Origin of the sequence: Glycomyces sp. NPDC021274, from assembly GCF_040641195.1 — a bacterium.
GTDB lineage: Bacteria > Actinomycetota > Actinomycetes > Mycobacteriales > Micromonosporaceae > Glycomyces.
The window spans coordinates 179,738-201,360 of the sequence record NZ_JBFADC010000001.1; the positions used below are offsets into that span (position 1 = coordinate 179,738).

General features: G+C 70.0%; 22 protein-coding genes. 8 read left to right on the forward strand and 14 right to left on the reverse strand.

Annotated features, from left to right (window positions below):
- Positions 1 to 138: 138 nt before the first annotated feature.
- From AB0I03_RS00750 to AB0I03_RS00770, 5 genes are all read right to left on the reverse strand, one after another.
- Complete coding sequence (locus AB0I03_RS00750) at positions 139 to 780, reverse strand: 2'-5' RNA ligase family protein (protein ID WP_360404202.1); 642 nt, start codon at positions 778 to 780, stop codon at positions 139 to 141.
- Positions 781 to 896: 116 nt separating this feature from the next.
- On the reverse strand, positions 897 to 2,645 hold the full coding sequence (cydC, locus tag AB0I03_RS00755; protein ID WP_360404205.1) for a thiol reductant ABC exporter subunit CydC: 1,749 nt from the start codon (positions 2,643 to 2,645) through the stop codon (positions 897 to 899).
- Positions 2,642 to 4,435, reverse strand: a complete 1,794-nt coding sequence (cydD, locus tag AB0I03_RS00760; protein ID WP_360404208.1) for a thiol reductant ABC exporter subunit CydD — start codon at positions 4,433 to 4,435, stop codon at positions 2,642 to 2,644. Before cydD ends, cydC begins: the two co-directional genes overlap by 4 nt.
- Positions 4,432 to 5,430, reverse strand: a complete 999-nt coding sequence (cydB, locus tag AB0I03_RS00765) for a cytochrome d ubiquinol oxidase subunit II (RefSeq protein WP_360404211.1) — start codon at positions 5,428 to 5,430, stop codon at positions 4,432 to 4,434. Before cydB ends, cydD begins: the two co-directional genes overlap by 4 nt.
- Before the next feature lie 11 nt (positions 5,431 to 5,441).
- On the reverse strand, positions 5,442 to 6,848 hold the full coding sequence (locus tag AB0I03_RS00770; RefSeq protein WP_360404214.1) for a cytochrome ubiquinol oxidase subunit I: 1,407 nt from the start codon (positions 6,846 to 6,848) through the stop codon (positions 5,442 to 5,444).
- Positions 6,849 to 6,995: 147 nt separating this feature from the next.
- Between AB0I03_RS00770 and proC the strand changes: the two genes are divergently transcribed.
- Together proC and AB0I03_RS00780 are read left to right on the forward strand one after the other, a co-directional pair.
- Positions 6,996 to 7,802, forward strand: a complete 807-nt coding sequence (gene proC, locus AB0I03_RS00775; RefSeq protein WP_360404217.1) for a pyrroline-5-carboxylate reductase — start codon at positions 6,996 to 6,998, stop codon at positions 7,800 to 7,802.
- A 30-nt stretch (positions 7,803 to 7,832) separates the two neighbouring features.
- Positions 7,833 to 8,291, forward strand: a complete 459-nt coding sequence (locus tag AB0I03_RS00780) for a GNAT family N-acetyltransferase (protein ID WP_360404220.1) — start codon at positions 7,833 to 7,835, stop codon at positions 8,289 to 8,291.
- A gap of 166 nt (positions 8,292 to 8,457) precedes the next feature.
- Here AB0I03_RS00780 and AB0I03_RS00785 read toward each other — a convergent pair whose 3' ends face one another.
- The 5 genes from AB0I03_RS00785 to AB0I03_RS00805 form a co-directional block, all read right to left on the reverse strand.
- On the reverse strand, positions 8,458 to 10,059 hold the full coding sequence (locus AB0I03_RS00785; RefSeq protein ID WP_360404223.1) for an endo-1,4-beta-xylanase: 1,602 nt from the start codon (positions 10,057 to 10,059) through the stop codon (positions 8,458 to 8,460).
- Positions 10,060 to 10,300: 241 nt separating this feature from the next.
- The gene (gene bfr, locus AB0I03_RS00790) at positions 10,301 to 10,783 is read right to left on the reverse strand and encodes a bacterioferritin (RefSeq protein WP_360404226.1); all 483 of its coding nucleotides are present in this window, start codon (positions 10,781 to 10,783) and stop codon (positions 10,301 to 10,303) included.
- 174 nt (positions 10,784 to 10,957) lie between these two features.
- On the reverse strand, positions 10,958 to 11,143 hold the full coding sequence (locus tag AB0I03_RS00795; protein WP_270121742.1) for a (2Fe-2S)-binding protein: 186 nt from the start codon (positions 11,141 to 11,143) through the stop codon (positions 10,958 to 10,960).
- A gap of 125 nt (positions 11,144 to 11,268) precedes the next feature.
- Positions 11,269 to 12,276 carry a GntG family PLP-dependent aldolase gene (locus AB0I03_RS00800; protein ID WP_360405867.1) on the reverse strand — a complete coding sequence of 336 codons (1,008 nt, stop codon included), beginning with the start codon at positions 12,274 to 12,276 and terminating at the stop codon, positions 11,269 to 11,271.
- A 40-nt stretch (positions 12,277 to 12,316) separates the two neighbouring features.
- Positions 12,317 to 12,871, reverse strand: coding sequence for a helix-turn-helix domain-containing protein (locus AB0I03_RS00805; protein ID WP_360404230.1), 555 nt, complete (start codon positions 12,869 to 12,871; stop codon positions 12,317 to 12,319).
- Positions 12,872 to 12,954: 83 nt separating this feature from the next.
- On the opposite strand from AB0I03_RS00805, the gene AB0I03_RS00810 reads away from it, so the two are divergent.
- The gene (locus AB0I03_RS00810) at positions 12,955 to 14,211 is read left to right on the forward strand and encodes an MFS transporter (protein ID WP_360404233.1); all 1,257 of its coding nucleotides are present in this window, start codon (positions 12,955 to 12,957) and stop codon (positions 14,209 to 14,211) included.
- Positions 14,212 to 14,239: 28 nt separating this feature from the next.
- Here the strand turns inward: AB0I03_RS00810 and AB0I03_RS00815 are convergent, their stop codons facing one another.
- On the reverse strand, positions 14,240 to 15,250 hold the full coding sequence (locus tag AB0I03_RS00815; protein ID WP_360404236.1) for a hypothetical protein: 1,011 nt from the start codon (positions 15,248 to 15,250) through the stop codon (positions 14,240 to 14,242).
- A 123-nt stretch (positions 15,251 to 15,373) separates the two neighbouring features.
- Here AB0I03_RS00815 and AB0I03_RS00820 point away from each other — a divergent pair, with 123 nt between their 5' ends.
- The 5 genes from AB0I03_RS00820 (at position 15,374) to AB0I03_RS00840 (ending at position 18,091) form a co-directional block, all read left to right on the forward strand.
- Entirely contained in the window at positions 15,374 to 16,045 is a 672-nt protein-coding gene (locus tag AB0I03_RS00820; protein ID WP_360405870.1) for a DUF3159 domain-containing protein, read from the forward strand.
- 103 nt (positions 16,046 to 16,148) lie between these two features.
- The gene (locus AB0I03_RS00825; RefSeq protein ID WP_360404239.1) at positions 16,149 to 16,829 is read left to right on the forward strand and encodes a Crp/Fnr family transcriptional regulator; all 681 of its coding nucleotides are present in this window, start codon (positions 16,149 to 16,151) and stop codon (positions 16,827 to 16,829) included.
- A gap of 22 nt (positions 16,830 to 16,851) precedes the next feature.
- Positions 16,852 to 17,049, forward strand: coding sequence for a hypothetical protein (locus AB0I03_RS00830; RefSeq protein WP_360404242.1), 198 nt, complete (start codon positions 16,852 to 16,854; stop codon positions 17,047 to 17,049).
- The gene (locus AB0I03_RS00835; RefSeq protein WP_360404245.1) at positions 17,046 to 17,573 is read left to right on the forward strand and encodes a hypothetical protein; all 528 of its coding nucleotides are present in this window, start codon (positions 17,046 to 17,048) and stop codon (positions 17,571 to 17,573) included. Before AB0I03_RS00830 ends, AB0I03_RS00835 begins: the two co-directional genes overlap by 4 nt.
- A gap of 20 nt (positions 17,574 to 17,593) precedes the next feature.
- Positions 17,594 to 18,091: a Pycsar system effector family protein gene (locus AB0I03_RS00840; RefSeq protein ID WP_360404248.1), complete on the forward strand. Its 498-nt coding sequence runs from the start codon at positions 17,594 to 17,596 to the stop codon at positions 18,089 to 18,091.
- A 69-nt stretch (positions 18,092 to 18,160) separates the two neighbouring features.
- Here AB0I03_RS00840 and AB0I03_RS00845 read toward each other — a convergent pair whose 3' ends face one another.
- The 3 genes from AB0I03_RS00845 to AB0I03_RS00855 form a co-directional block, all read right to left on the reverse strand.
- Positions 18,161 to 18,841 (reverse strand): alpha/beta fold hydrolase, encoded by a 681-nt coding sequence (locus AB0I03_RS00845; RefSeq protein WP_360404251.1) that lies wholly within the window; start codon positions 18,839 to 18,841, stop codon positions 18,161 to 18,163.
- 59 nt (positions 18,842 to 18,900) lie between these two features.
- Positions 18,901 to 20,892 (reverse strand): beta-galactosidase, encoded by a 1,992-nt coding sequence (locus AB0I03_RS00850; protein ID WP_360404254.1) that lies wholly within the window; start codon positions 20,890 to 20,892, stop codon positions 18,901 to 18,903.
- Positions 20,893 to 21,086: 194 nt separating this feature from the next.
- Positions 21,087 to 21,593, reverse strand: coding sequence for a hypothetical protein (locus tag AB0I03_RS00855; RefSeq protein WP_360404257.1), 507 nt, complete (start codon positions 21,591 to 21,593; stop codon positions 21,087 to 21,089).
- Between the last annotated feature and the right edge of the window lie 30 nt (positions 21,594 to 21,623).

Genomic DNA, 21,623 nt, shown 5'->3' on the forward strand with positions numbered 1-21,623 from the left:
AACGTCACGTGGCCGGACATTGACACTGATACCAACAGTAGGCCACATGCCAGTGACAGAATGGTGTCAGATTCGCTTCCGGTGCGTCAACCGCAACGGGCGCCGCCTGAGGCGACGCCCGTTCACAGATTGAGTTCGCTACTCCCCCAAGGGGATTCGGGCGATGTGTTCCCAGGTGTAGGTGCTGGCGCCGTCGGATTGGATGACTCGGACGAGATCCACTCCACTGACGGTGATTTCGGTCCTACCTGGTCGAACGTCGCGGAGCTTGTTCTGGATGGCGCCGCGGCTGGTGTCGGCGTCGACGTCGGCGGACCGGTAGGAGAGCGAGACGTGGCCGGGGCCGCCGCAGGGGCGGCCGTAGTCGCCTTCGACGATCTCGTTGACGGCCTCCACGCAGGCGTTCACCAGCCTGCGGAACTCGGTGTCGGGGAAGGTGTCGAGCATGATCGCGCCGGTCGCGGCGAGCGCGGGGCCGATGGTGAGCGGGAAGGCCTTGATCTCGGCGGTCTTCTCGCGGAGCCGGTTGACGAGCTTCTCTCGGGTGGAGTCGTCGATCGATGCGGCGTCGCATTCGACGGAGGCGACGGTGGCGTGGAGCCATTCGAGCGGGACGTGCCGGTCGCCTTCGGCCCGGTCGATGACCTCGCGGTACGACTCGGCGACCGCCTTGACCTGGTCGAGGTCGGTCAGGTACACGTGGAGTTTGGTCCACCCTTCGGGCCAGCGCTGCCCCGAGTTCGGGGCTTTCGGTCCGGTTGCGGGTGCAGATGTGTTCACTGCTGCATCAATGCCTTAGCGCGATTCAGGTGTGACGGGCGCCCGGACGGGCGCCGTCGGTCGTTTCCACCGGACGTCGTTGCAAGTACGCATCCTGGTAGCACCGTTCCGGGAGTCTACCCAGGAGGAGCCACGCCCAATAGCCGGTTGTTCGGCGCGTCACGTCGGGGAGTCGGGACCGGGCCGCGCAGTTGCACGACGCGGTCGACGACGCCCGCGGGCAGCGGCCGGTGGGTGATGACGATGGTGGTCTTGCCTTCAAGAGCGGCGGCGGCGGTCCTGAGTACACGTTCGGCGGTGGCGGCGTCGAGGTGCGCGTCGGGTTCGTCGAGGATGAGCACTTCGCGGTCGGCGAGGAGGCAGCGGGCGAGGGCGATGCGGCCGCGTTCGCCGCCGGAGACGGCGCGGCCGTGCTCGCCCAGGCGGGTCTGGAGGCCGTCGGGGAGTGCTTCGAGCCAGTCGCGGAGGCCGGCCCAGCGCAGCGCCCGGGCGAGGTCCTCGTCGGCGGCGGTGGGCCGGGCGAGGCGCAGGTTCTCGGCGAGCGTGGTGTCGAAGACGTGGGCGTCCTGGGAGCAGAGGCCGACGGTGCGGCGGATATCGTCGCCGTCGTATTCGGCGAGGTCGACGCCGCCGAAGCGGAGTGTGCCCTCGTAGGGGAGGAAGCCCATGAGGGCGGCGGCGAGCGTCGATTTGCCGGAGCCGGACGGGCCCATGACGGCGACGCGCTCGCCGGGTTGGACGGTGAGGTCGAAGCCGTGCAGTGCGGGGGCCTCGGCGCCGGGCCAGGTGACCGAAAGGCGTTTGATCTCGATGCTGGGTGCCCTCTTCTCGCCTCCGGCGCTGAGCAGCTTCTTCTCGCCTCCGGCGAGGTGCGGCCCGCCGAGCGGGTTCGGCTCGTACTCCGTGGGCTCGGCCGGGTCGGGGCGCGGTTCGGGGGCCTGGGTGATCTCCAGGAGGCGGCGGCCGCAGGCTTTGGCGACGGCGGTCTGCTGGGCGGCGGCGGGCAGCGCGAGCACGGGTTCGAAGGCGGCGAGCGGGACGAGCGCGATGACGGCGAGCAGGACCCCGTCGAGCCGGCCGGAGGCGACGGCCGGGATGCCGGCGGCGAGTGCGCCGGTGAGGGCGGCGGCGAGGGCGAGGAGCCCGGCGGCTTCGCCGAGTCCGGCGGTCCAGGCGATGCGGGCGTGGGCGCGGCGGAGCCGGTCGTCGCCTTCGAGGACGCGTTCCAGCGCTGCGGCGTCGGTGCCGGCGGCGACGAGTTCTTCGCGGCCGTGGAGGAGGGCGCGGACGCCTTCGGTGAGGTCGCCGCGGGCGTTCGTGGTGGCGCGCACTGCGTACCGGGAGGTCCAGGTCGCGAGTGCCGGGCCGGCGAGTGCGGCGGCGAGGAGGCAGGCGGCGAGGATGAGGCCGGCGGCGGGCAGCAGCGCGGTCTGCAGGACGACCGCGCCGACGGCCACGATGACCGCGGAGGCGAGCGGGAGCGCGCCGCGCAGCCACCGGTCCCCCACGCCGTCCACGTCGTCGATGAGGCGGGCCTGGAGGTCGCCGGAGCGCCACACGGGGACGCCGGCGGGTGCGAGGCGCACGAGCTTGCGCCACACGGCGGTCCGCAGCCGCTCCAGGCCGCGGAAGGCGGCGTCGTGCGAGACGAGGCGTTCGGCGTATCGGAGGACGCCGCGGCTGATTCCGAACAGCCGCACCGAGGTGATCGCGGCCATCAGGTAGAGGATCGGCGGCTGCTCCCAGGCGCGCGAGATCAAGTAGCCGGAGACGGCCAGGAGCGCGAGCGCGCTGAGCTGCGCCAGGGCGCCGAGTGTCGCGCCGAGGCCGAGCCTCAGGGCGATCGGGTTGCGCAGAAGGCTCACCATTCCACCTCTCTGTCGGCGATCGCGCGCACCGCGGGGCGGTGGGAGGCGATCAGGACGGTCCGCTGTGCGCGGTAGGGCGCGAACGCGTCGAGCACGGCCTGCTCGGTGTCGGAGTCGAGGTGCGCGGTCGGCTCGTCGAGGAGGAGCACGGGCGGGTCGAGCAGGTCGACGCGGAGGAGGAAGCGGGCCAGGCCGACCCGGGCGGCCTCGCCGGCCGAGAGCCCGGAGCCGTCGGCGGCGACGGTGCGGGTCGCGGCGGGCGCGTGGGCGGCGGCGATCGCCTTGGCCACAGCGGGATCGGAGACGCGCACATTTATGGCTCCGCGAGCTCCGCCATGGCTATCGGGGACGGCGAGGCGCACGTTCTCGGCGACCGTGCCGTCGATGAGGACCGGCCGCTGCGGGAGCCACGCGATCGAGCGGCGCACCGCGGCGAGGTCGAGGTCGGTCAGTTCGGTGTCGTCGAACGCGATCGAGCCGGAGACGGGCTGCCGGAAGCCGACGAGGGACGCCATGAGGGTCGACTTCCCGGCCCCCGAGCGCGCGGTGAGGACCGTGGTCTGCCCGGCCGGGACCGTCAGGCTCAGCTCCGGGAGCGGCCGGCGGTCCGGGTAGGCGAAGACGGTGCGGCGGAACATGATCGTCGGGGCGCGGCCGAGCGGCGGGTGCCCCAGGGCCGCGGCACTCGTGAGGGCGGTGGAGCCGTGCTTGCTCGGCCGTTCGGGAGTGGCCCTGCCGGACCAGCGCGCCAGTGCCGAGGCGCCCTGGCCGGTCGCCGCCGGTTCGGGCGCGGTCGCGACGTGCTCGGGGGTCTCCGCGAGGATCGCGAAGACCTGTTCAGCGGCGGCGAGGCCTTCGGCGCTGGCGTGGTACTGCGCGCCGACGTTGCGCAGCGGCAGGTACGCCTCGGGGGCGAGGATCAGGACCAGGAGCGCGGTCCGGAGGCCGGCTTCGCCGGTGAGGCCGCCTTCGACGAGGTCGACGCCGACGGTGACGGCCACGACGGCGACGGACAGGCTCGCGGCGAGCTCCAGCACGAGCGCCGAGCAGAACGCCACGCGCAGCAGCGCCATCGAGCGGCGCCGGTACGCGCCGGTGGTGACCTCGATGGCCCCGGCCTGCTTGGAGGCGCGGCCGAAGGCCTTGAGCGTGGGCAGTCCGGCCACGAGGTCCGCGAAGTGGTGCGCGAGATGGGCGGTGGCCGCCCACTGCTGTGCGGCCCGCGAGCGCGTGTAGAGGCCGATGAGGACGCCGAACAGCGGGATCAGCGGCAGCGTGAGCAGCACGATGAGCGCGGCGGTCGGGTAGGCGACGAGCATGACCACCAGCACGCCGACGGGCACGACGACAGCGAGCACGAGCTGCGGCAGGTAGCGGGCGAAGTAGCCGTCGAGCGCGTCGATCCCGCGCACCAGCAGTGCGGCCGTCTCGCCGGTGTGGCGCTTGCCCGACGGCAGGCGCATGAGCTGCTCGAGCGCCTGGCGGCGCAGCCCGGACTTGACGCCCGCACTCGCGCGGTGCGCGGCGGCCTCCTGCACGGAGGCCAGGAGCGCCCGCAATGCGAGCACGCCCGCGAGCGCGATGAGTTGGGGCGCAAGCGCATCGAGGCTGCGGCCTCCGGCGAACGCGCCCGCGATGAGGCTCGCGGTGAGCCACGCGCCAGCGACGACGCACGCAGTGCGGGCGACGCCGAGGGCGGCGCAGACGCCGATGAAGACCGCGGCCCCGCGGGCGCGGTGGAGGAGGCGCCGGTCGACGCCGGCTGGTTTCGGTGCGAGGGTCGTCATGCGACCGGGATCCTCTCGACGATGACGCGCTGGCGGAAGACCCAGTAGGTCCATCCCTGGTAGAGCAGGATGAGCGGCAGGAAGATCACGGCGGCCCAGGTCATGATCCCGAGCGTCTTCTGCGTCGCGGCGGCGTTCTCGTGCGTCAGGCTGTTCGCCGCATCCGAAGTGGACGGCAGCACGTTCGGCCACAGGGCGCAGAACAGCGCCGCGGAGGCGAGCCCGATCGTCAGCGCGGTGGCCGCGAACGCCCAGCCGCCGCGGCCGGTGTAGTCGAGCGCGAGGCCCGCCAGGAGCGCCATCACCGCGAGGACGATGAGGACCAGGGTGGTCCAGTTCCCGTGCGCGGCCTGCGTCCAGACCAGGAACGCCAGCGCCGGGACGGCCGTGGCGGCCCCGAGTCGCAGGCCGGTGGCTCGGGCGCGTTCGGCCAGGTCCCCGGTGGTCCGCAAGTGCAGGAAGTACGCGCCGTGCGTCGCGAAGAGCAGCAGGGTCGTCAGGCCGCCCAGGAGCGCGTAGCCGTTGAGCAGGCCCCAGATCGAGCCGGTGTAGTCGAAGTTCGCGTCCAGCGGGACGCCGCGCACGAGGTTGGCGACCACGACGCCCCAGCAGAACGCCGGCACCGCCGAGCCCGCGATGAGGCAGCGGTCCCAGTTGCGCCGCCACCGGTCGGTGTCGCCCTTGCCGCGGTACTCGAAGGCGGTGCCGCGCACGATGAGTCCGACGAGGATCGCGAAGAGCAGCAGGTAGAAGCCGGAGAAGAGGCTGGCGTACCAGTGCGGGAACGCGGCGAACATCGCCCCGCCGGCGGTGATGACCCAGACCTCGTTGCCGTCCCAGACCGGGCCGATCGTGTTGATGAGGGCGCGCCGCTCCCGCTCCTCGCGGCCGAGCACCGGCAGGAGCATCCCGACGCCGAAGTCGAAGCCCTCGAGGATGAAGTACCCGGTGAACAGGACCGCGATGGCGATGAACCAGATCGTCGTCAAATCCATGCTGTGCGTCCTCAGTAGGCGAAGGCCATCGGCTGGTCGGGTTCGTCGGAGGGGCTGGAGGTCGCCAGCGCGCCCTCCGCGTCCGGCGGCCCGGCCTTGGCGTACTTCAGGAAGAGCTTGAGCGCGACCACGGCCAGCACCAGGTAGACGAGGGTGAAGCCGATGAACGAGATCGCGACGGTGGGCACGCCGACGCGCGGCGAGACCGCCTCGCTCGTCTCGTAGAGGCTGAACACCACCCACGGCTGGCGGCCCATCTCGGTGAAGATCCAGCCCGCGGAGTTCGCGAGGAACGGGGTCGCGGCCATCCACATCGCGACCGGCCAGAACAGGCGGTGCTCGGGCATGCGGCCGCGCCGCGTGCACCACCAGACGATGACGGCCATGGCGACCGCGAGCATCCCGAAGCCGATCATCGCCCGGAACGACCAGTAGGTGAGCGGGATGTACGGCGCGTACTCCCCCGGCCCGTACAGGGCCTGGTACTGGGCGTTCAGGTCGTTGATGCCCTGCACTTCGCCGTTGAACGAGCCGGTGGCGAGGAACGAGAGGAGGCCGGGGATCTCGATGATGGGCGTGCCGCGGCTGCCGTCGAGCGAGCCGATGGTGAGCACGGAGAACGGCGCGTTGTACGTGGTCTGGTAGAGCGCTTCGGCGGCGGCCATCTTCATCGGCTGCGTCGCGGTCATGACCTTCCCGAGCGAGTCGCCCGAGAGGACCAGGCCGAGCCCGCCGACGAGCGTGGTGAGGATGCCCAGGCGCATCGCGGGCCGGTGCACGTCCAGGTCGCGGCGGTGCATGAAGTGGTAGCCGGAGACGGCGATGACGATCGTGCCGGCGGTGAGCCAGGAGGCGAAGATCGTGTGCGGGAACGCGGCGAGCGCGACCGGGTTGGAGAGGACGGCGCCGAAGCTGGTGAGTTCGGCGCGTCCGGCGGTCTCGTTGAGCTGGTAGCCGACCGGGTTCTGCATGAACGCGTTGGCGGCGAGGATGAAGTAGGCGCTGGCGAGGCCGCCGATGGCGACGAGCCAGATCGCGGCGAGGTGGAGGCCGGGTTTGAGGCGGTCCCAGCCGAAGATCCACACGCCGATGAACGTCGATTCGAGGAAGAACGCGACGAGCGCCTCGAACGCGAGCGGCGCGCCGAAGACGTCGCCGACGAACCGCGAGTAGGCCGACCAGTTCATGCCGAACTGGAATTCCTGGACGATGCCGGTGACGACGCCCATGGCGATGTTGATGAGGAAGAGCTTGCCCCAGAACTTGGTCGCGCGCAGGTAGGCGGTCTTGCGGGTGGTGCGCCACAGGGTCTGGAGGATCGCGACGAGGAGCGAGAGGCCGATGGTGACGGGCACGAAGAGGAAGTGGTAGACCGTCGTGACCCCGAACTGCATCCGGGCCAGGTCCAGAACGTCCATATCGCCCCAATCGCGCATTGAGTGCCTGAGTGTGATTATCGTGGCAGCTCGACCGGTCCCAGGGGTTGAAACGCGCGAGTGCACGGGTTTTCGGGGCCCGGGGCGGCGAGGGACAATTGCCGGGGCCGTCGAACGGGAGGAGTGCTGATGCGCAACGTCGCAGTGCTGGGTGCGGGCAAGATGGGGCAGGCGATCGTGTCGGGCCTGCTGCGGGCCGGCTGGTCGGGCGAGTCGGTGGTGGCGACGGCGCGCAGCGCCGAGCGGGCCGCCGAGCTGCGCGAGTCGTACGGGATCCGGGTGGAGCCGAACGCCGAGGCGGTGCGGCACGCCGACGTCGTGGTGGTCGCGGTGAAACCGCAGGACGCCGGGGCGCTCCTCGAAGAGCTCGCCGGGGTGTTCGACGGCGGCGCGCCCGTGGTGAGCATCTGCGCGGGACTGCCGGTGGCGTTCTTCGAGAAGCGGCTGCCCGACCAGACCCCGGTGATCCGGGCGATGCCGAACACGCCCGCGCTCGTGGACGAGGCGATGACCGTGCTCTCGCCCGGGACGCATGCGAGCGCTGCGCACCTGGCGGCGGTCGAGGAGCTGTTCAAGCCGCTCGGTCGCACCCTCGTCGTCGACGAGAAGCACCAGGACGCGGTCACGGCGATCTCCGGTTCGGGCCCGGCGTACTTCTACTACCTGGCCGAGGCGATGACCGAGGCGGGCGTCCTCATGGGACTGCCGCGGGCGATCGCGAAGGAGCTGGTGACGCAGACGTCGCTGGGCGCGGCCCGGATGCTGCGCGAGAGCGGCCAGTCGGCGGTCGACCTGCGCGAGGCCGTCGAGTCCCCGGCGGGGACGACGATCAGCGCGGTGCGGCAGTTGGAGAACCACCGGGCGCGGTCGGCGGTGACCGACGCGATCGAGGCCGCGCGGGACCGGGCGCGGGAGATCGCGGAGGAATATGCGTAGCCGGCGGAGCACATCGGGAGGGACGGGCGCGTGAGCGTGATCAAGCGGGGGAAGTTCGCGGAGCTGGACGGCGCGACGGTGTTCGCGCTGGCGCGGCTGCGGCAGTCGGTGTTCGTGGTCGAGCAGGCGTGCGCGTACCCGGACCTGGACGACTACGACCTGGACGCGGAGACGGTCCACTTCTGGGTGGAGGGCGAGACGCCGACTGAGGCGGTCGCGTGCCTGCGGGTCCTGCGCGACCGTGCGGCGGACGGCAACGGCGCCTGGAAGATCGGCCGGGTCTGCACCGCGCTGCAGGCGCGCGGGACGGGCCTCAGCGCCAAGCTCTTCGGCGCGGCGATGGACTTCCTCGGACCAGAGGCGGAGGTGACCCTCGGCGCGCAGACCTACGCGGCGGGCTTCTACCGCAGGTTCGGGTTCACCGAGGAGGGCGAGGAGTACGACGAGGACGGCATCATGCACATCGGGATGCGCCGCCCCGCAACATGAAACCCATCAGGTCCGAAATAACGGATATATCCCCCCTTAGGGACCCCTGGTACAACAGTACGAGGAGCTGCCGACACTTTCCCCGGCGTGTCGCTCAGCCATTCGAGTGAAAGCCCGGGAGCGGAATCCCGGATCTATACATTCCGCTCCCGGACGCCTTGCCCCCTTATGCCTCCGGCATCGGCTCGAGCTTGGTCGGGTCGACCACGCCCCAGTAGGCGGCCTTCGCCTGGAGGCGGTCGTCGAAGAACAGCGGCGCTTCGTGCGGGCGCGATACGGGCCAGGTCCGCAACCATGAGACCGCGTCGTACAGGCCCCACATCGTCACCGACTCCAGGTCGTCCGCGCGCTCGCGCAGCACCTCGAAGAGCTCCTTGTAGTACCAGCCCTGGGCGATCAAGCGCTCGGGCGGCGTCGCCGGGAGGCTCTCCTCCATGTGGTCGGAGACCGAGACGTCGAGCTCGGTGACCGCCTGGAGCACCCCCAGCTCCCGGAACAGGTCGATCGACTCGCCCAGCAGGGCCGGGTCGCGCCGGTAGTCCACATGTGCCTGGTGCCCGATGCCGTCGACCGGCACGCCCTCGCACTTGAGGTGCTGCACCAGGTTGAACATCGCCTCCCGCTTGTCCGGAAACTCGGTGTTGTAGTCGTTGATGAAGAGCTTCACCTTGCGCGGGAAGGCCTTCCGGGCGATCTTGAACGCCTTCTCGATGTACTTGGGGCCGCCGAAGACCTCGTACCAGCGCGAGTGGCGCAGGCCGTCGGCCTCCTCGGGGTCGAGGACCTCGTTCACGACGTCCCAGGCCCACACGCGGTCGCCGTAGTGCGCCGCGATCGCCTTGACATGGGCCTCCAGGCGCTGCAGCAGCAGCGTCTGGTGGGCACGTGTCCTGCGCAGCGGCTCGCCGTTCGCGTCGAGGAACCACCAGGCCGGGGTCTGATTGTGCCACAACAAGGTGTGGCCCCAGATCTTCATGCCGTTGGCCTCGGCGAAGTCGACGATCTGGTCGGCCCTGCTGAAGTCGAAGACGCCCTCGGTGGGCTGGATCGACTCCGGCTTCATCTGATTGCCCGTGGTGACCTGCGCGAAGTGCTTCGCGAGGAGTTCGGCGGGCTTACCGACCACCTCGGGCGGCTCGACGGCGCAGCCGAAGGTGAAGTCGTCGGCGAGGAAGTCCTTGAGCGGCAGCAAGTCTTGGATCTCCGGTTCTGCGATGCGGGTGAGCGTGAAGGCGTCGAGGAGGATCGGGGTGAGGCTGGCGTCGGATTCGACGTAGAACTGCAGCCGGTCGGCGGCCTGGGCGATCGAGTACGTGCCGGAGAACTCGGTCCAGGCGGCGTCGGTGACGGCGGTGTTCCACCTGACGCCCTCGTAGTGCGAAACGCCGCCGACGTCGCGCTGCACGGTGGTGCGCAGGTCCGCGGCGGTCTCGCCTGCGGGGAGCCGCAGGTACACCTTGAGCTGGTAGCGGACGCCGACCTCGATGTGCGCGGTGATGTCGATGGCGGCGCCGTTCCAGGTGGCGGTGCGGCCGGTGATGAGCAGTCGCTGCTCGGGGTCGACTGCGGCGGTTGCGGCGCCGCGCCCGGCCCAGCCTTCGGTGGTGCCGGAGGAGAAGTCCGTGGCGAGCAGGAGGTCGTCGGCGTGGGCGGGGCTCGCGGCGAGGGTGACGAACCCGGCCGGGAGGAGTGCCGCGCCGCCTGCTGCGGCGGCGGCCGAGAGCACGGTGCGGCGCCGTGCGGCAGGCGTGGAGGAGGTGGTCGTCATTGATGGCGCTCCTTCGACAGTGAGGGGTCCGGCCGCTCCATCACGGGGTCGAGGAGCGGCCGGAGACTGCTTTGAAGATCCGAAACTCTCGGAAACTTTCATTCAAAGTATTGATATGTTACGATCCTCGAGTCGGGGCTGTCAAGGCGCCGACCCACCACTGTGGCGGAGATGTGAGGGGCTCTGCCGCAATGAAGAAAGGGGACCGGCCTTGCGGCCGGTCCCCTCAGAACCTCGTGCGCTAAGCGCTCTCGGGCTGCTCGATGAGCGACTGGATGTACAGCGTCTCGCCGATCTTCTCGATGATCTCGAGCTGCGTGTCCAAGTAGTCGATGTGGTGCTCCTCGTCCTCGAGGATGCTCTTGAAGAGGTCCCGCGAGACGTAGTCCTTGACCGACTCCATGTGCTCGATGCCGCGCTTGAGGCGGTCGATCGCCTCGACCTCGATCAGGCGGTCGCACTCGAAGATCTCCTTGACCGACTGGCCGATGCGCAGCGGGAACAGCCGCTGGTAGTTCGGCATGCCGTCGAGGAAGAGAATCCGGTCGGTCAGGACCTCGGCGTGGCGCATCTCGTCGATCGACTCGGACTTGGTGTACTTCGCGAGCTTCGTGTAGCCCCAGTTCTCCTGCATCTTCGCGTGCAGGAAGTACTGGTTGATCGCGGTGAGCTCCGCCGTCAGCTGCTCGTTGAGGAATTCGATGACCTGCTTGTCGCCCTGCATTGCAATCCGTCCTTCGCGGTCCGTCAAGTGCCGGCTCCGTGTCCGACGATCTCAGACTAGGACCAGGTGGGGGGCTATTTCCAGCCAGGAATGCCTAAAATAGGACAACCTATCCTAACGGAGGACAACCTAAAGCGCCCGTCATTTCCGTAGAATCCGGCGACTCGAGCGGGCTCAGGCCGCCGCGGGCACCGAGGACGTGAAGTAACTCTCGATCATGTCGACCAGGCGCTCATGGCAGGTGCCGCAGCTCGTGCCGGCGTCGCAGGCCTCGCCGATGGCCTCTTCGGTGTGCGCGCCCGCGCTGATGCAGTCACGGACTTCGTTCTCGTGGACTGCATGGCAGATGCAGGCGTACATGCACCGACCTCCGGGGCAGGTAAGGCTCGACTAATGAAGGCATGCCTAACCTACCCTGGGTTTCCGGCGATCGGCAACCCCCGTTCCGGTGGATCACTCGGACCCGAACGGGCCACCCGCCGACGTCACCGGACGAGCGTGCCGAGCACCTTCACGGCGTGCTCGATGCCGGCGTCGTCCACGTCGAGGTGGGTGACCAGCCGGCCCCAGTCGGGGCCGAGCACGGAGATCCGCACGCCCTGCTCGGCGGCGGCGTGCGCCACCTGCGCGATGTCGTGGACGCGCAAGAGCACGATGTTGGTCTCGACCTGGGCGGCATCGCAGACGCCGAAGGACTCGAGCGAGCGCGCGAGGTGCAGTGCCCGGGCGTGGTCCTCGGCGAGGCGCTCGATGTTGTGGGCGAGGGCGTAGCGGCCGGCCGCGGCGAGGAACCCGGCCTGGCGCATGCCGCCGCCCAGGCGCTTGCGGATGACGCGGGCGCGTTCAATGCGCTCGGCGTCCGCGATGAGGAGCGAGCCGACCGGGGCGCCGAGGCCTTTCGAGAGGCACACCGAGACGGTGTCGAAGAGCGCGCCGTACTCGCTGAGCGCGATGCCGGTGGCGGCGTGCGCGTTCCAGATGCGGGCGCCGTCGAGGTGGAGCCCCAGGTCGTGGACGTCGGCGAGGGCCCGGAGGGCACGCAGCTCGGCGATGGGCTGCACCGTGCCGCCGCCCATGTTGTGGGTGTTCTCGACGGCGATCGCGCGAGTAGTGGTCGAGTAGGGGTGCGGGCGGTTGATCATCGGCTCGACGAGCGCGGTCTCGAGGCGGCCGTTCGGGGCGGACCAGGTGCGCGAGCTGATGCCGCCGAGTGCGGCGGCGGCGCCCATCTCGAAGTTGACGACGTGGGCCTTGACGTCGCAGAGGAGCTCGTCACCAGGGCGCACGAGCAGCTGCAGGCCGATCTGGTTGGCCATCGAACCGGTCGGGGTGAAGACCGCGGCCTCCTTGCCGAAGAGCGCGGCGGCCTCGGCTTCGAGGGCGTTGACGGACGGGTCCTCGCCGTACACGTCGTCGCCGACGTCGGCACTGGTCATGGCTGCGAGCATGGCCGGGGTCGGCCGGGTCACGGTGTCGGAGCGGAGATCGACGATCATGGGCCGACCCTACTGCGGCCGGTGGGCCAGGATGCGGTCAGGCGGACTCGTGGACGAGCCCTTCGAGGACCAGGTCGAGCAGGAGGCCTTGGGCGCGTTCGGGTTCCCACGCATGGTGGCGGCGCAGATGCACGTAGGGCCAGCAGACGGTGTTGAAGACCAGGTCGCCCGCCTCCTCGGCGTCGGCCTGCGGCGCGAGGGACCCGTCGGCGGCCCCGTCGAGGATGAGCCGCACCAGCGGAGCGACCACGTCCTCGAAAGGCTCCTCGAACAGGCCCGTCTCATGGAAGGCCGTGTCGAACGCCGACAGGAGCGCGAGGTGGCGGTCGAAGACCCCGCACATCGCCTCGAGCGCCTGCCGGAGCCGCACGCGGCCGGAGCCCGCAGCGGTGAGCACGGGCCACAGCGAGTCGCGGTAGTCGAGGAGGAGGCGCCGGATCAGCTCCCGGCGCAGTTCCTCCTTGCCGCCCACTTGCCGCCACAGCGTGGCGCGTGAGACGCCCGCGCGGTCGGCCACATCGCCCATGGTGAGCCGGTCCCAGCCGGTCGACCCGAGCACGTCCGTGGCGGCGGCCAGCAGCTTCTCGTCCATCGTGGTCCTCCCGTGCGCGTCGCGCGCCATCATCCCATGAAACACAGTGTTGCATCATCTGGAACGGTCGGTATCATCAGCGCATGTCCCTCCGGAACCACCTCGTCGACACCACCGCCCTGCGGATCAGCCGCGACTTCCGCTGGCTCTACATCGGGCGCACCGGCCTCCTCGTCGGCGCCATGCTCACCGAGACGGCCCTCATCTGGCAGATCTACCAGCTCAGCGGCTCGAACCTGGCCGTCGGCGCGGCCGCCGCCTCCGGCGGCATCGGCATCGTCGCGGGCCTCCTCGTCGGCGGCGTCCTCGCCGACCGCTTCGACCGGCGCCGCATCCTCGTCACCGTGCGCGTGCCAGGGCTCCTGGTCGCCTTGGCGCTCTTGGTGAACGCCCTCCAGGACGAGCCGCTGCTGTGGTTCCTCTTCGCGGCCGTCATCGCGGACACGTTCCTCGCCGGCCTCAGCATCCCCGCCTCCTTCGCGGCCGTCCCCTCCCTCGTCGGCCAGGAGAACGTCGCCAGCGCTTCGGCGCTGAACGGCCTCACGGGCCAGCTCACCGGCGTCGCCGGGCCGGCTCTCGCGGGTGTGGTGATCGCGGCGGGCGGCACCGAGTGGTGCTACGGGCTCAACGTGGTCGGGTTCGTGGTGTTCGCGGTGGCGATGATCTTCGTCGGGCCGATGCCGCCCGACCGCGGCGGTGAGGACGAGCAGGAGTCGAACCCGTACTCGCTCAAGGACGCGTTCGCGTTCGTGCGGCGCAACAAGGTCGTGGCCGGGGTGCTGCTCATCGACATCATGCCGATGCTGTTCGCGTGGCCGAGGGGCCTGTTCCCGGCGCTCGCGACCGAGCAGTTCCACGGCGGGGCGGTGGCGTTCGGGCTGCTCTCGGCGGCCGCCGGGGTCGGCGCGTTCCTGGCCGCCGCGTTCAGCGGGAAGGTCACGAAGGCGGCGCAGCCCGGGTTCGTGGTCGTCATCGCGGCGAGCGTGTGGGGTGCGGCGATGGTGGGTCTGGCGCTGTCGCCTTGGCTCGCACTGGGTCTGGTGTTCCTGGCGATCTCGGGGGCGAGCGACCTCGTCTCCGAGGTGCTGCGCACGGGACTACTGCAGAACCACACCCCGGACCGGCTGCGCGGGCGCGTCACGAGCCTGTGGCTGGCCCAGGCGACGGTGTCGCCGGCGCTCGGCAACCTGCAGGCCGGGGCGCTCGCGGGGCCGCTGGGTCTCGGCGGCGCGATCCTGGCGGGCGGCGTCGCGTGCATCGCCGGTGTGGCGGTCGTGGGCTGGCGTCTCCCGGCGTTCCGGCGGGCGACCATGCTGCCCTCGGCGACGGAGCCGTATTGAGTAGAGCGCCGCAGCCGGAGGCCGCGGTCTAGTAGGGGTTGTCGCCGTTGCCGATGCCGAGGACGGGCAGGTACATCCGCTCGCCGTCGGCGGTGAAGCCGTCGTAGACGATGTCGAACAGGTCCTGGATGCCGAAGGCGCGCAGGGCGTCCACCATCATGTGCGCGGCCTGGTTGGTGGCGGTGCGGTCGGTGGAGTTGAAGCTGCGCGACCAGTTCGGCTGGGTGCCGCTGGGGGCGCGGAAGCCCATGCTGGGCAGGTTCGAGAGCCCGGAGCGCCAGGCGCCGCTCACGGCGGCGCTGGCCTCGACGCGGAGGCCGCCGTCGACGAACGCGGCCACGTACCGCGCCGACCAGTCGCCGGTGCGCAAGAGCACGGTGCCGGCGGTGTCGACGACGGGCACGTCGGCGGCCATGTCGGCCAGCAGGGACGAGAGGCGCTCGGTGAACTCGCCCATGTCCTGGCAGGCGGGCTCGGGCGGGCGCTGGCCGGTGCGGGCGTAGGCGGCCCAGCCGGAGACGTCGCCCTTGCCGACGGCGTGCGCTTCGAGCTGCTCGAAGAGTTCGGGCGAGAGGAGGCGGAGGGTGACGCCGCCGTGGAAGCGGCGCAGGTGCAGCTCGAAGATGAGGCCGTCGCGGTACCAGCGGATCCAGGGGCCGCCGTCGCCGCCGCGGATCTCGGGGGCGCCGAGTTCGCTCATCATGGTGCGCAGCACTTCGCGGAAGATGAGGGTGCGGTGCTGCTCGCCTTGGCGGCCGCGTTCGGCGGAGCGCAGGACCATGACCTCGATGGAGTAGAAGTCGGCGCGGCCGGCGATGGGGGTCTGGGGCGGGACGGAGTCGGCGATGGCGTTGCCGGTGTCGTAGCCGGTCTCGGCCCGCCACATGCCGATGTCGACTTCGGCGGAGCGCACCTGCCAGCCGAGGTCGGTCATGGCGCGCTGCAGGTCCGCCTTGTTCCAGCGCCCGAAGTCGGTCTTTCTGGCCCGGCGGAGCAGGTCGACGAGCTGCGCTTCACTGATCCGGTGTGTGCCGAGCATCCGTTACCGTGCCAATCCGTCCGTAGGTGGGGCTGCGGGCGAAGCCCGGCGTGCCACTGCGGTTAGGGTAGCCTTGCCTGCGGTAGCGGGTCGAGAGGTGAGGGTTGGCAGTTGTCCGATACTGTGCGGCAAGACACGCTAGTCAGCCTACTAGGCGGCAGGCGCGGAGCCTTCGACGCCACCGCTCCGGTGGTGGTGTTCATCCTCACTTGGATGCTCTCCGGCAACTCGATCGCCTGGGCCGCAGGGGCTTCGCTCCTTTCGGCGGGAGTCATCGCATTCGTCCGCTTCAAGCAGCGCCAGAAGCCCCGGGCCGTCATTCTCGGCCTGCTGAGCGTCGCGGTCGCCTGCCTGATCGTCCTCTACACCGGACGCGCGCAGGACATCCTCCTCCCCCGCATCGCCTCCAACGCCGCCAGCGCCCTCGTCTGGGCGGGCTTCATCGTCTTCCGCCGCCCGCTCCTCGGCCTCATCGTCGGCGGCCTCCTGGGCCAGAAGACCCGCTGGCGCCGCGACCCGCATCTGATGCGCGCCTACAGCGCGGCCTCGTGGGTGTGGGTGGCGATGTACGCGCTCCGCGTGGCGATCCTGACCCCGTTCTGGAACAGCGATGAAGAACGCCTCGCCGTCGTCGCGGGCGGTGTCGCGCAGGTGGCGCTCTCCTGGCCGCTCCTGGTCCTCTGCCTCATCGTGAGCGGCTGGGTCATCCGCGTGATCCTCCCCAACGACCACCCGGGCATCCGCCACCCGGTGGACCCGGCGGCGTCCCCCGAACCGGAGAAGACCGCGTCGTAACGCGGCTCCCTTCCGCCCCAACCGAAACGAATTCCGGTCGGTTTTCCGACAGTGGGCGTTTCGCTGACCCGATTTCGTTGTGTGCAGCCATACACTCAACTACATGGAAACGACCGCTCAAGCTCTGTGGGATCCGCTACTGAGCGATGAGGAACAGGACGCACTGAAGCCGGAGGCGCACGCCGTCTCGTACCCGAGGGGCGCGATCCTCGCGCGCGCCGGCGAGCACTCCGACTACGTCGTCTACCTCCGTTCCGGACATGTGAAGTCCTGCTCGCAGGACCCGCGGGCGATCTTCGGGATCCACGGCCCGGGCTCCGTGATCGGTGAACTGGCCGCGCTCACGGGCGAACCGCGGTCCGCCGATCTGGTCGCACTGACGCCGATCGACGTGCTGCACATTCCCGGCGACGTGTTCCTCAAGCTCCTCCAGTCGAATCCGCAGATGCACCTGGCGGTGACGCGGCGACTCGCGAAGCGCGTCCGCGAACTGGGCGAGGTGCAGGAGGAGTCGTTCCTGACGAGCGAACGGCGACTGGCCCGAGCGATCCTGAGGATCATCGACTCCGGGATAGGCGCAGCAGGAAAGTACGGGCTCACCATCGCCGGTTTCAGCCAGTCCGACCTTGCCGATCTGGCCCGCATCTCCAGGGAATCGGTGTCGGCGGTGCTCAAGCAGTTCAAAGCCCGCGGCACCCTCTCGACCGGGAGAGAGCGGTTCACCATCCACGACATTGCCGCGATCGAGGCGCTCGCCATGCGCCGCGACCGCTCCCTCATCTAGACCTCGAATGGACTGATCCGCCATGTCGGACCTCGACCCCAACTTGATCGAACTCATCACCGCGATCATCGGTTCGATAGCAGCGCTCGCCGCTACGACGGGGACGGTGATCCAACTCAAGTTGATCAGGCAGGAACGGCAGATCAGGCAAGAGCAACAGGCACTCTCCGAGACCGCGAACCGGCCGAAGCAACCGACAGATGGGATTCCACCGCAGTGAACCGAGTCCGGAGCCAGGTCTACGGGGGCCTCAAGCTGATCGACCTGCTCCGTCAGCATGTTCCGTCGGACTTCGATCCTGAAGACTTCCTACTCGCGGGCAGTGCGCGCCTGTGGGCGGGAGGCATCACCTCCCATCTCTCCGACATCGACATCCTCGCTCGACCGGGTAGCGAGACCTGGCGGCGGGCCATGGAACTCGCGTTCGATCACGCGATCATCTTCGATGCCGCGCCGTTGCGAACGAGCGAATACACCGGTGACAAAATCGCTCGTCTGTACGGAGGGGTCGTGGAGGTCTGCCAGACCTGGCTCTTGCCGCAGAGCGATACGGCGTCGCTGCTCGAGAACGCCGATCTGATAGACGGGTTGAAATACCTGCCGCTTCGCGAGGTGATCGCGTACAAGCGCATGCTGGGCCGCGCCAAGGACAGGGCCGACCTGTCTGCGATCGAAGAGCATCTGCATCGCTATGGCCCTCAACCACTATGCAGGGCCGAAGTATGCGATGCTGTTATCCAGTAGCGAAGTTGATGGAGCACACCATGGGAACCCCACCGCCCCTGGACACCGAGACCGCGCTGAACGAGGTCTACCGGCGGATCGACCACGCGCGGGTCAACGTGACGCACGCCGATACGAAGGCGGCGCTGCTGGCCGCGGGAGCCATTCCGATCACCGCGCTACTGCTCGCCGCGCCGTCGTTAACCGAGCGCATCAGCGTCTCCAGCTTCTTCGGTTGGTCGGCAGCGGCGTCCATGCTCGTCGGCATCGGCTTTCTGGGGGCGGCCGTCTGGCCGCGGCTTGCGGGTCGGACCGGCATCCGGGCGGGCGCCCGCCGCTCTCCGAATGAGATCGTCGAAACGACCTTGCGTGCGTCGCATGATCCCGAGCAGCAGTTGCTGGATGCGGCAGAAGAACTCTCCATGCTGGCCACCTTGGCTCTCGCCAAGTTCCGAAAGGTGCGCGCGGCGATGACCTGCTTCGCCATCGCCGCGCCGCTCATGGCGATAGCCGCGATCGGATTCGCCGTCTCCGGTTGAGCGGTGTCAGGCGGCGCTGCGCTCGGGCCCTTCATGCTGAAGACGCCGACGAGAGCGACGCGGGCGGCGCTAGGCGATGGACTCGGTGAGCTTTGCCGTGAAGAGGTCGGGGAACTGGAGGTTCCAGATGTGGCCGGCTTCGGGGATGACGTCGAGGCGGGCGTTGGGGAGGGTGGCGGCGAGTTCTTCGGCCGGCTTGCGGTTGTCCTTGTCCTTGGTGCCGCAGAGGACGAGAGTGGGGGTCTTGAGGTCGGCGAGGCGCGGGCGGAGGTCGAGGGCGCCGAGTTCGGCGAGGCCGGTGAGGAAGGCCTGCTTGCCGGCCGTGCGGAGGTCTTCGGCCGCTTGGGGCTTCAGGTCGGGGCGGCCGCCGGCGTACATGCCGGACATCAGGGCGGTGATCATGCCGGTGGGCATGAGGCGCATGAGGTTGCGTTGGAGGGCGACGCCGGGGGCGTGGGCCGTGCCGCCGGAGAGGACGAGGCTCGCGACCCGGGACGGGTCGTCCAGGGCCGCGAGCACGGCGACGGTCGCGCCGACGGAGATGCCGACGAGGTGGACCGGTTCCGGTTCGTGGGCGATGAGCTCGGCGATCGCGAAGGCCGCGGGTTCGAGGCCGAACGGGCCGGGCTCCCCGCCGTGGCCGGGGAGGTCGGGGGCGAGCACCTGGTGGCGCTCGCCGAGCGCCGCGATCTGGGGCTGCCAGGCGCGCGAGCTCGAACCGAGGGCGTGGACGAGGACGATCGTGGACATCAGGGGCTCCTCAGTGGGTGCTGCGGGGTCCCTGTGACAGTAGTCGACACCTGCGACGTTCAGCCTTCGCGAATCACCGCGCACTCGCCGGGTTTGAGGGAGAGCATCGGGGCCCAGGCCTTGCCGGTGAGGAGGTTGCGGCCGGTGGCCGGGACCTTGGCGGGGTCCTTGCCGTGGTTGATCGCGAAGACGTAGCTGCGACCGTCCTCATGGGAGCGCCGCACCAGTTCCAGGTCGGCGGGGGCGCCCGGGAAGTCGGGGGCGACGCCGACGCGTTCGAAGAGCGGGTCGAGGTCCGTGAGGCGGGTCGCGAGGTACCAGACCTCGCCGCGGCCGAGCTTGCGGCGGAAGACCGCGCCGGTCTCCGGGTGGCCCTTGAAGGAGGCGATCGTCTCGGCGTCCGTCGCGTGGGTGACCTCCGACCAGGTCTCGCCCGTCCAGCCGTTGTCCAGGGTCGCGGTCTCGCCCTCCCAGATCGGGCGGAACTCCTCGATGCGGACGCCCATGAGGTCACCCAGTGCGCCGGGGAGGCCGGGGAGGACGTGGTCGTTGCCGTCCACAATGCCCGAGTACGGGCCGACGACGAGGGTGCCGCCGCCTTCGACGTAGGCGCGGAGGTTCGCGTCGTCGTCGAGGAGGTACAGGTGCGGCGCGAAGACGTACTCGTAGCCGCTGAGGTCCCATGCGGGGTTCGCGAGGTCGGTGGTGACGCCGCGCCGCCAGAGGGCCGCGTGCCAGCGCCGCAGCTCCGGGTACGTGGCCATGCCGTCCGAGGGCTGGCCGGGGGTGTTCGCGGCCCAGACCGAGTTGAAGTCGAGGAGGATCGCGGCGCGTGCGTCGACGGTGGAGCCCTTGACCTCGGCGAGGTCCTTGAGCCAGGCGCCGAGCTGCTTGACCTCGCGGAAGACCCTGGAGTCGGCGCCGGCGTGGGGCACCATCGCCGCGTGGTAGCGCTCGGCGCCGTAGCGGGAGGCCCGCCACTGGAAGTACATGGCGCCTTCGGAGCCGCGGGCGACGTAGGAGAGCGAGTGGCGCTTGAGGTCCCCGGGGTGTTTGGCGAAGCCGCCGCGGCGCCAGGCCGAGGAGTTCGCGGACTGCTCCATGAGGAGCCAGGGGCTGCCCGCGGCGAGGCCGCGGGAGGCGTCGGCGCCGAAGGCGGCCTGGATCGACCAGGGAATGCCGTCGGCCTGTTCGGGGATGAGGTAGTGGTCGGTGGCGATGAGCCGGTTCGGGCCGGTCATGTGCTCGCCCCAGCGGTGGTAGTCGAGGCCGCTGAAGTTGCCGGTGACCATGAGGTTCGTGGTGATCGGCTTGTCGGGGCTGTGCTCGGCGATCGCGTCGGCCTCGGAGCGGAAGAGTGCGAGGAGCGCGTCGCTCGAGAAGCGCTGCCAGTCGAGGACGAGGCCGGGGTTCGGGGTCTCGGCGCAGGCGCGCGGGGGCAGGACCTGGGACCAGTCGGTGAAGGTCTGGGACCAGAACGTGGTGCCCCAGGCGCGGTTGAGGCCGTCGAGGTCGCCGTGGCGCTCCCGGAGCCAGTCGCGGAACGCGGCGGCGGCGTCGTCGCAGAAGCAGGACCGGTAGTACTCGTTGCCGATGTGCCACATGGCGAGCGCGGGGTGGTCCGCGTAGCGTCCGGCGAGTTTCGCGGCCATCTCGACGACGGCGGCCTGGTAGGCCGGCGAGTGCGGGCAGTATTCGGCGCGGGCGCCGTAGTTGAGCCTGACGCCTTCGGCGTTGACCGGGAGGGTCTCGGGGTGGGCCTGGGAGAACCAGGGCGGGGGCGACGCGGTCGCGGTGGCCAGGTCGGCTCTGATCCCGCCCGCTGCGAGAAGGTCCATGATGGCGTCGAGCTGGGCGAAGTCCCACTCCCCCGGGCCGGGATTGATGCCGGCCCAGGAGAAGACGTTGACGGTGGCCACATTGACGCCGGCCTCCTGCATGAGGCGGAGGTCCTCGTCCCAGACCTCCCTCGGCCACTGCTCGGGGTTGTAGTCGCCGCCGAAGGCCAGGCCTTCGATGGTGGGGATGACGTCGGTGTTCGGATGTGCCATTTCGGCTGGTCCCTCGGTGCTCGGATGGTCATCGCGGACGTTAGATAACGGTTCCTGAAAGCGCATTCAGGATTCTGCCCCGACGATCCCCCGCGAGTCAAGATCGGATCGGCGCACGCCGCGAGTCCCTTCGATGAGGTCGATCACGTTCCGGCGGTCCCTCGCCCCTTGGCCCGTCACGTCCATCGATGCGGCTAGGGCCCTTGGCGGTAGGGCGGCAGGCCGCGCTTGTACGCGTCCCAGAGGCTGCGCATCACGAAGATCTTCTCGTCGAGCTCGTCGTCGGTCGAGAGCACGCGGCCCGAGTACGGGGCCTGGAGCCGCCACGGCTTCTGCTCGGGGTCCAGGAGGTAGACCACGGGGACCGTGCGGCTCGCCCGCCGCTCGGCCCGGATGTCGGCGATGTCGGTCCACGCGGCGAAGCGCTCCGTGTGCTTCTGGGACGCAACGGCTTTGAGCGGGTGGATGCCGCGCTCGTCGAGGACGACCCCGCGTCCGCGGGCCCCGGCGTACGCGGCCCCGAGCGCAACGGCGATCGCGAACAGGAACAGCGCGAGCAGGAGGTAGCGGTACCAGTGGCCGACGGCGAGCATGTACGCGACGGCCGGGACGAGGGCGGCGAACAGCGAGAGGCCGGAGAGGAACAGCGCCCGACCGAGCACCTGGCGCGTCGTCGGTCGAAATGTGATCTTGACGGCCACGTCCACCCCCACCAGGCTTGTGCCGCTGCT